This window comes from Lactobacillus sp. A27 (assembly GCF_016742815.1).
Taxonomy (GTDB): domain Bacteria; phylum Bacillota; class Bacilli; order Lactobacillales; family Lactobacillaceae; genus Lactobacillus; species Lactobacillus gallinarum.
Window position 1 is genome coordinate 1 of record NZ_JAEHNT010000034.1, and the last position, 8,522, is coordinate 8,522.

Here is an 8,522-nt window from a genome sequence, read left to right on the forward strand (position 1 = left end):
ATACAAAAAAAGAGATCGAATCCAAATGATTCGATCTCTAAAAAAGCACCCTTAATTGTCAATGTCTTAACTTAATGACATTGGTGTAAAATCTTAATAGTTTTTTATTTACTCCCACTAAAACACGAACAATAATATATAAAAAATATGATTAATTAATAAATTGGCCAACAATTTTAGCGAAATACTATAAAATTAAAAAAATATATGTTAAAATCTTACCGTTAACTAATTTGAGAGGGAAATAATCAACATGAATAACGACATCGAAAAAGTATTATTTGATCAAGATCAACTTAACAAGCGCATGGATGAAATGGCAGCTCGCCTTAACAAGAAATATGAAGGGCAAGAACCAATTGTCATTCCAGTTTTGAATGGCGCAATGATCTTTGCCAGTGATATGATCAAAAGATTAACTTTCGAGTTAACAATTGAGCCAATTAGGGCCTCCAGTTATGAAGGTACCAGTTCTACTGGTAAGGTTAAGATTACCCAAGACGTGAAGTCAGACGTTAAGAACCGCCCAGTAATCTTCATGGAAGATATCATTGACACAGGTAGAACTTTAAAGGCACTTAGCGACTTGATGAAGGAACGCGGTGCCAAGAGTGTTGAAGTTATTTCTATGTTAGATAAACCTGAGACACGTGTAGTTGACTTCTACCCAGATGATTATGGCTTCAAGGCCCCTAATGAATTCTTAGTAGGTTACGGCTTGGACTACAATGGTCTTTACCGCAACTTGCCATATGTTGGTATTCTTAAGCAAAGAGTTTACGCTTAGATTTAATATAGATAATGTAAAAAAGACATAGCTTATCTCATTTAAATAGGTTATGTCTTTTTTAATATTCATAAATACAATTGATAAGATTTTGCTTATTTAAAGTTACAAAAAAACGTATAGTATTTGATTTTCACTTGTCACTGCTAATCGATATCTTATTTTATAAAAAGGAAACCTAATCGGCAATGCTGATCAAGTAATGAATCGTCTAGCTAAAAACAATGAAAATGCTAGCGTCATTATTGCAACTGCTCCTAAGAAAGGCTTGTTAAAAGGCTTTATTGAAGCTAGCGTAAAGATGCAGCCAAGAGAGTTTATCTATCTCTCATTTAACCCAGACACTTTGGTATGTGATCTTAAGCTCTTTAAGCAAAATGGTTATGAAACTAAGGCAATCACACCGATTGATGTTGCACCTCAAACGCCAGATATGATGTGCATTTGCAGACTAGATAAGGAAAATTAATTTAAGATAAGAAGCCTAACATAATTAGGTAAAATGTTATAATGATTGTGTTGGAGTTTATTTATAAGAAAAGAGATAAAAGCGAATGAACACAATTGCATTTAACCAACAATTATCAGACAAATTGAATGAAGCTCTAAATCCTGATTTGTACTCAACACCAGGTAAAGGTGAAATTACTGTAATCGCAAATGAAAAGAAAGATTTGCGTGAATACCGCATCATCACCAAAGACAACAAGGTTGTTGATTTAGTTGATGCTTATGACTCTGAGCACGATGCCGACTACCAAAAGTTAGTCGACTTCCTCAAGGACTACCGTTAATTAAGAATACAATTAAGACCCAGAGCCATATCAGCTCTGGGCTTTTTTTATTCGCTTGGCTTAATAATTTTCTAATAAACAAATAAAACAAACATAATAGAGGTAGATATAATGAAAACACAACTAAGATTTAAAGAGGGCCAAGATTATCCTGAACAACAAAATGGTTTGCCAAAGGCATTCTTCCATGACCCAAAATATAGGGATATGAGTGTCAATGCTCGTTATCTTTACATGATTTTTACTCTACGGATGACAGAGTCACAAAATAAGGATTGGATAGATGACGACGGCAACATGTACATCATTTATTCAGATGAAGATTTGATGAAAGAAATGCACTGCAAATCTTGTACAGTAGATAAATTAAAAAACGAACTAGTTGAATTTGACTTGCTATCAATGGAGAGACATTCCAACCATTTGTATCCCTTACATGTAAGCAATTCATATAGTCATTAGGGTGAAAAAGGTACATAAAATTGTGCCTTTTTTGTTATTAAATTTTTTCAAAATTAGGCCGTAAAATTTAGATCATAATCAAAAGTCAATATATAATTAAGATAGAGTAAAAGTATAATATTAAAGTAATTGCATTAATAGGTGAAAATAACAAATGAAGAAAACTTTATTTGGTTTAATTTATATGTCTTCCTATAAGATTCAACTTAACATAGTAGATCTAAAGGATCTAACTGTCATTGAACGACTGGATTCGCCTTCGTTTTTACAAGCTGATAGTAAAAGCCAAGTTTTTGAACAAGATATGGACAAAATCTGTGATGCAATTGAAGGCTTTAAAGAGAAGTTAGCAGAATATCAGATTAAGGATTTCAAGTTTTACGGCAATGAACAATTAATTGATGAAATGTCTGCCAGTTTTATTGCAGATCAGATCAAGGTTAGAACTGGTTGGAAGATCGAATGGCTTAATGGTGGTCAAATCGTCTACGCCAAGGTCTTAAGCGGGATGAAGAGTCAAGCAGAAGTAAATGACGATGGCAAGGACCACGCCACTTATTTGCTTAGTCTTGGTTCTGCAATGATCAACCTTTCTTTGTTTAAAAACAATAAGTTCGAATCAAGCTGGAGCCTGGCTTTAGGTCCACGAGAGATCCAAGAGATCAATGAAATCACTAATGAAACGCCTAATGATCCGATCTATGTTATCAATGATTACTTAGGTGCGAAGATCGGTCACTTGGCTCGTCAGATCAAGAATAATTCGCGTGCCGCTGTAATTATCCAACACGCTGATGCCTTGAATAATACTTATTTGAAGAAAGAAAACTCAGCTAACCAAATTACGCACGAGGAATTTCAATACTTCTATGATCAACTGATCCAAATGTCGCTTAACGATATCATGCAAAACTATGACTTGGAACCAGCTGTAGCTGAACACGTTATTCCTAATGCCATTTCAATCAAGCAATTCCTTTCTCTCTTAAATATTGGCACGATTTACATTACAGACATGTCTGTTGTCACCGGCCTTTTGATGCTAGAGAAGAGAGGCAAAGATACTGATATCATGATGACTTCAGCTCAAAATATGGCTCGACGCTATTTGGTTGATTTACACCATGCTAACGCAGTACGCAAGTTTGCTTTGCACATTTTTGATCGTTTACGTAAAGTACACCTTTTGCCTAAATCAGCTAGAGAATTGTTAGGTTGGGCAGCAACCGTTGATGATATCGGCAGCTTTGTTAATCAAGCTCGCCGCTATGAGCAATCAGCCGATTTTATCGAAGCTAATGAACTGATTGGCATGTCAGATCGTGAAAATGAAATCGTCAGTGAGATTTGTCGTTATCAGACTATCGATGATGGAGATGATTCTGCGCCAAACATTGGTGGACACCACTACCGTCACTTGGATCCAGATGTTCAATTAACAGTGGCCAAGCTTTCTGCCATTTTGCGGATTGCGACAGCATTAGATGCATCCCACAAACAAAAGATCAAGCAAATCGTTATTTCACTGAAGAAAAACAATGAATTAGTGATTAGAGCGAAAACTAACGCAGATATTACGCTGGAACGTTGGTCATTTAACAAACGCGTTAAGTTATTCGAGGATGTATTTGGCATTAAAGTTGTTTTAAAACAAGAGGGTATGAATAGACAATGAGTAGTACATTTTTAGGAAACGAAAAAGAAGAAACAAAACCGTTTTTAAAACCGGAATATTTTAAAAACCGTGAATTAAGCTGGATGGACTTTAACGACCGAGTGTTGGAAGAGGCCCGCAATAAAGATAATCCATTGCTTGAAAAAATCAATTTCTTGGGCATCACGCAAAGTAATGTGGACGAATTCTTCATGGTTCGTGTTGCTTCTTTGCACAAGTTGATTGCGGCAAGCATTAAGACAACTGACTCTTCAGGCCAGACTCCTGAAAAGCAGCTTGATGCCATCAACCAAAAAGAACACAGAGCAGTAGAAAAGAGATACTCAACTTATTGGCGTTCACTTTTACCATTGCTTGAAAAGAAGAATATTTTCATTAAAGAAGTCAAAGATCTGAACGCTCAGCAATATGAGTTCGTTAGACGTTACTTTAGTGATGAACTATATCCAATCATTACACCAATGGCCGATGACACCAACCGTCCATTCCCATTTATTGCCAATGCTTCATTGAACATCGCTGTTCGCTTGAAGGACAAGGAAGATGGTAAGCATTATTACGCCACCCTTAGAGTTCCTAATAACTTTAAGCGTCTGGTTAAATTGCCTAAGGCTGACAATAGTTTTGTTTTGCTTGAAGACATCATCAAAGAATTCGTTAGCAGCTTTTTCGACGGCTACGAAGTAAAGGAAGCCGCTATTTTCCGAGTTACTCGTGACATGGACTTGGACGTGGCTGAACGTGATACTTCAGACTTTTTGCGGAGTGTACAAAAGCAATTGAAAGACCGTGAACATGGTAAAGCTGTTCGCCTTGAAATTGAAAAATCAATGGGTGAAAAGTTGCGTTCGCGCTTGTTTGATAAATTAAAGGTTAAGAAGAATGAAATCTATGAGATTTCTGGTCCAATTGATTTAACCTTCCTTAAGAAACTTGCTGGTGCAGTTAAGGGTCATGAAAAAATGCGTTATGCGCCAATCAAGGGTTATGTTGATCCAGATTTAGCTCTCTCAAGCGATATTTTTGCCAATATTAGACAAAGAGATTACTTGGTTCAACACCCATATGATTCATTTGACACAGTTTTAAACTTTATTTGTAAGGCTGCCCATGATGACAAGGTCTTAGCCATTAAGATGACCCTTTATCGTGTTTCAGGTAATTCACCAATCATTAAATACTTGGGTCAAGCTGCACAAGCTGGCAAACAAGTAACTGTTTTGGTCGAAGTCAAAGCTCGTTTTGATGAAGAGAATAACGTCCATTGGGCTAAGACTTTGGAACAAATGGGCTGTCACGTTATCTATGGTTTGAAAGGACTTAAGACGCACACCAAGATTACTTTGGTCATTCGCCGTGATGAAGATGGTATTCGCAGATACATTCACTTGGGTACCGGTAACTACAACGACGTAACTGCTCACTTCTACACTGATATGGGCTTATTCACTTCACGCCGCGACCTTGGTGTCGATGCCACTAACTTATTTAACATGCTATCTGGTTATTCTCGTCCACCATACTTCAGACAATTAAGAATTTCACCAAAGCATATCCGTGAGTTCATTAATCAAAAGATTGATAATGAAATCGAAATCGCCAAAACCGGCCGTAAAGCCGAAATTCACATGAAGATGAATTCACTCTCTGATCCTGAAATCATTGGTAAACTTTACGAAGCTTCTCACGCTGGCGTAAAAATTCACTTAATTGTGCGCGGAATTTGTTGCTTAAGAACCGATATTCCTGGAATTAGTGATAATATTGAAGTACATTCGATTGTCGGAAGATTACTCGAACACAGTCGAATCTATTACTTCTATAATAATGGTAATCAAGATGTCTACCTTTCAAGTGCGGACATGATGAAGCGTAACTTGAACAGAAGAGTTGAAACCTTATTCCCAATCTTGCAGCCAGATTTGAAGGAACGTGTACTTCATATCTACGATATTATGTGGAATGACAACGTTAAGACACGTGTACTTCATAATGATGTATATTCAATGGTTGATCGTCGTGGTAAGAAGGCCCTTAACTCTCAAGAGTACTTTATTCATCAAGCCCAAGAAAAAGAACGCGAATTAAAGCAAAAAGAAGATGAAGATAGAGATCCTGATGTCTTTGAAGTAATGCGTAAAGAAGACAATGATTTAACCCTTGAGGAAAAGAAGGATACGGATGAGTAAGGATTTTTTACGCAAAAGATTCAATATTGATAAGCTGCGATTAAAAGCTAGCAAAGATGAATTGATTGAAGCCGGCAAGAAGCAGGCTAAAAAGGTGCCAGTTAGTGAACTAGGTGCTTTTAAACCGGTTGAACGGGATGCCGTTGAGATGATCAAGACACAGGAAGATACAATGATTCCTGAGCTATTGCCGTTGCGTCATCAGCGCATGATTGCTAATGCCTTTAGCTTCTTGCGTGGTACTGCTGGTGTCATGGAATATGACTTGTTGCACAGCACGCAAAGCAAAATCTGGGTGATGATTTGTGGAGATGCCCACTTAAACAACTTCGGCTTTTTCGCTTCACCTGAAAGACAGTTGCTTTTCGGACTTAATGACTTTGATGAAACCAGAGTTGGCAATTGGGAGAGCGATTTGAAGCGTCTGATGGTCAGTGCCCAATTAATCGGTGAGATCAACGGCTATAATCCAGATAATCTTTATAAGATATTGAAGAATACTGCCAAGGCTTATGAAGACGGAATTAATGATGCGGCTGGTCAAAAGCTGCTCGACCGTTTTTACGCCTCATACAGCATCAATGATTTCTTTAATACAGCCAGTGATGATAAGCAATTAGTCAAGATTTTGAAGAAAATTGCGGATAAGGCACCAAAGAATAATTCGGATAAGGTAGTTAAAAAATTTACGACTGAAGAAAATGGCAAGCTGGTCTTTAAAGAAAATCCACCACGTGCTAGACGGATTTCTGATCAAACTTATCAGGAATTAGTTAGTGCGATGGAAGAGTACCAAAAGAAGCTTTCACCTGATGTAAAGGTGCTGCTGAGCAGTTTTAAACTGACTGACATTATTCGTTACAGCGTAGGTGTTGGTAGCTTTGGTACACGCTGCTATCTGGTTTTACTGACAGGTAGAGACGGTAGTCACTTGGTTTTGCAAATCAAAGAAGCAATGCCATCTAAGTATGATTTGTCTAATTTGTCTGTGGCAGAAGCTAAACAGCAAGGTTATGAAGAAGGGCGCCGTGTAATCACCGGTCAAAGCATCTTGCAAACCTTCTATGATCCATTCTTGGGTTATACTGAAGCAGGAGGCCGCAGCTATTATGTGCGTCAATTCAGAGATATGAAGGACTCAATTGATACCACTAAGCTGGATGAAGAAAGCTTTGAAGCTTATGCGACGCTTTGTGCCTTCATCTTGGCCCGAGCTCATTGTCAAAGTCCAACGGCAGCAATGATTTATGGCTACTTGCAAAAAAGTAGGCAATTTGATAAGTGTATGGCTGATTGGGCTGTCGCTTATAGTAAGCAAGTAGAACAAGATTACGAAGCTTTTACGAAGTATCTGCGCGGTGAATATGACAGTAGACTGAGGAGGAAGAGAAAATGACTAATACTAATTTAGTAGTAATTGACTTGGGTTCCAACTCGGTCAGAATGCAGATTTCACAAATAGACGATTATGGTGGCTATACAGTAATAGGTTACTTTAGAGAGTATGTCCGTTTGTCTGAAAATATGGGCAAAGAAATGACGCTTAAAGAAGAACCAATGAACAGAACGATTCAAGCTTTGAAAGACTTTAAAACCAGATATACGCAATATGATAATGTGGTCGTCAAAGCGGTAGCAACGGCTGCAGTTCGCGGAGCAAAGAACCAAGTGGAATTCTTAAAACGAGTAAAAGATGAAGTTGGACTGGACTTGCAGGTGATCTCAGGTAGTACCGAAGCATACTTGGACTACGTTGGCGTAGTTAATACCTTGCCAGTCAGAAACGGCATTATCATGGATTGTGGTGGTGCTTCAACGGAGCTGATTTGGGTTCAAAATGCTGCCTGCAAAGAACGGGTAAGTATTCCAATCGGTTCAGTCGTTTTGTCGCAAAACTATAACTTAGCTGATACCATTTCAGCTAGTGATTTGTATAGCACAATGAATGCGGCAGGGCAGAAAATTTCAACGGTGCGCTGGCTAGGACAAGTGCATAATTTGCCATTAATTGCACTTGGCGGTAGCAACCGGACAATCGCGAAGATTCACCGACGAGAGGTTACTGATGAAGTTGATGAGCTGCCTGACATTCACGGGATGCACTTGCCACCACACTATATCTTTAACTTGATTAGTAAATTGATCGCCATGAATAAAGATGAACGGATGAAGATTCCTGGTTTAGCCAAGCACCGAGCAGACGTGATCGTCGGTGGTTTGATCCCGATTAGCTTAATATTGCGTAACTTGCAGGTTAGTGAAGTGATCTTTTCTAACTGCGGTTTGCGTGATGGTATTTTGTTTGAATACTTGCGTAAAAATAGAAAAGAATAATTGGCTCTTTGTCAAAGACTAGTCTTTTGGGGGTTATGTTTAGTATACTCTTTTTTTCTCTATAATAATGATTGACATTCTATAAGAAATCCTGTTGATAATGAGTAAATGAATAGAATCAAGCAGCCAATAAAAGGCTGTTTGTAGTGACCCTCGAAATTCGGACATGAATCTCGAGGGTTTTACTATGTCTAAATTAACTAAAAAGGATAAAATTCATATTTTTGAAGAATGGACTTTAGAAAATAAACGTGGAACGTACTTAAGTAAGAAATATGGTA

General features: G+C 37.8%; 8 protein-coding genes. All 8 read left to right on the forward strand.

The genetic code is table 11. The features are described 5' to 3' along the window. Positions 1-253: 253 nt before the first annotated feature. The 8 genes from hpt to JEM49_RS05555 all read left to right on the forward strand — a co-directional run bounded on the left by hpt (position 254) and on the right by JEM49_RS05555 (position 8,241). Positions 254-787 (forward strand): hypoxanthine phosphoribosyltransferase, encoded by a 534-nt coding sequence (gene hpt / locus JEM49_RS05520; RefSeq protein WP_191335705.1) that lies wholly within the window; start codon positions 254-256, stop codon positions 785-787. A gap of 202 nt (positions 788-989) precedes the next feature. Continuing rightward, positions 990-1,256 (forward strand): 23S rRNA methyltransferase, encoded by a 267-nt coding sequence (locus JEM49_RS05525; protein WP_201874037.1) that lies wholly within the window; start codon positions 990-992, stop codon positions 1,254-1,256. An 85-nt stretch (positions 1,257-1,341) separates the two neighbouring features. Further along, positions 1,342-1,581 (forward strand): hypothetical protein, encoded by a 240-nt coding sequence (locus tag JEM49_RS05530; RefSeq protein ID WP_013437946.1) that lies wholly within the window; start codon positions 1,342-1,344, stop codon positions 1,579-1,581. 111 nt (positions 1,582-1,692) lie between these two features. After that, a complete protein-coding gene (locus JEM49_RS05535; RefSeq protein WP_242509782.1) occupies positions 1,693-2,043 on the forward strand; it encodes a replication initiator protein A in 351 nt (116 codons plus the stop codon). Positions 2,044-2,197: 154 nt separating this feature from the next. After that, positions 2,198-3,718 carry an exopolyphosphatase gene (locus JEM49_RS05540; RefSeq protein WP_201874039.1) on the forward strand — a complete coding sequence of 507 codons (1,521 nt, stop codon included), beginning with the start codon at positions 2,198-2,200 and terminating at the stop codon, positions 3,716-3,718. Next, complete coding sequence (locus JEM49_RS05545; RefSeq protein ID WP_201874040.1) at positions 3,715-5,907, forward strand: RNA degradosome polyphosphate kinase; 2,193 nt, start codon at positions 3,715-3,717, stop codon at positions 5,905-5,907. The genes JEM49_RS05540 and JEM49_RS05545 overlap by 4 nt, the downstream gene beginning before the upstream one ends. Further along, positions 5,900-7,303, forward strand: coding sequence for a DUF2252 domain-containing protein (locus JEM49_RS05550; RefSeq protein WP_201874041.1), 1,404 nt, complete (start codon positions 5,900-5,902; stop codon positions 7,301-7,303). The genes JEM49_RS05545 and JEM49_RS05550 overlap by 8 nt, the downstream gene beginning before the upstream one ends. Further along, positions 7,300-8,241, forward strand: coding sequence for a Ppx/GppA family phosphatase (locus JEM49_RS05555; RefSeq protein WP_201874042.1), 942 nt, complete (start codon positions 7,300-7,302; stop codon positions 8,239-8,241). Before JEM49_RS05550 ends, JEM49_RS05555 begins: the two co-directional genes overlap by 4 nt. Positions 8,242-8,522 lie beyond the last annotated feature (281 nt).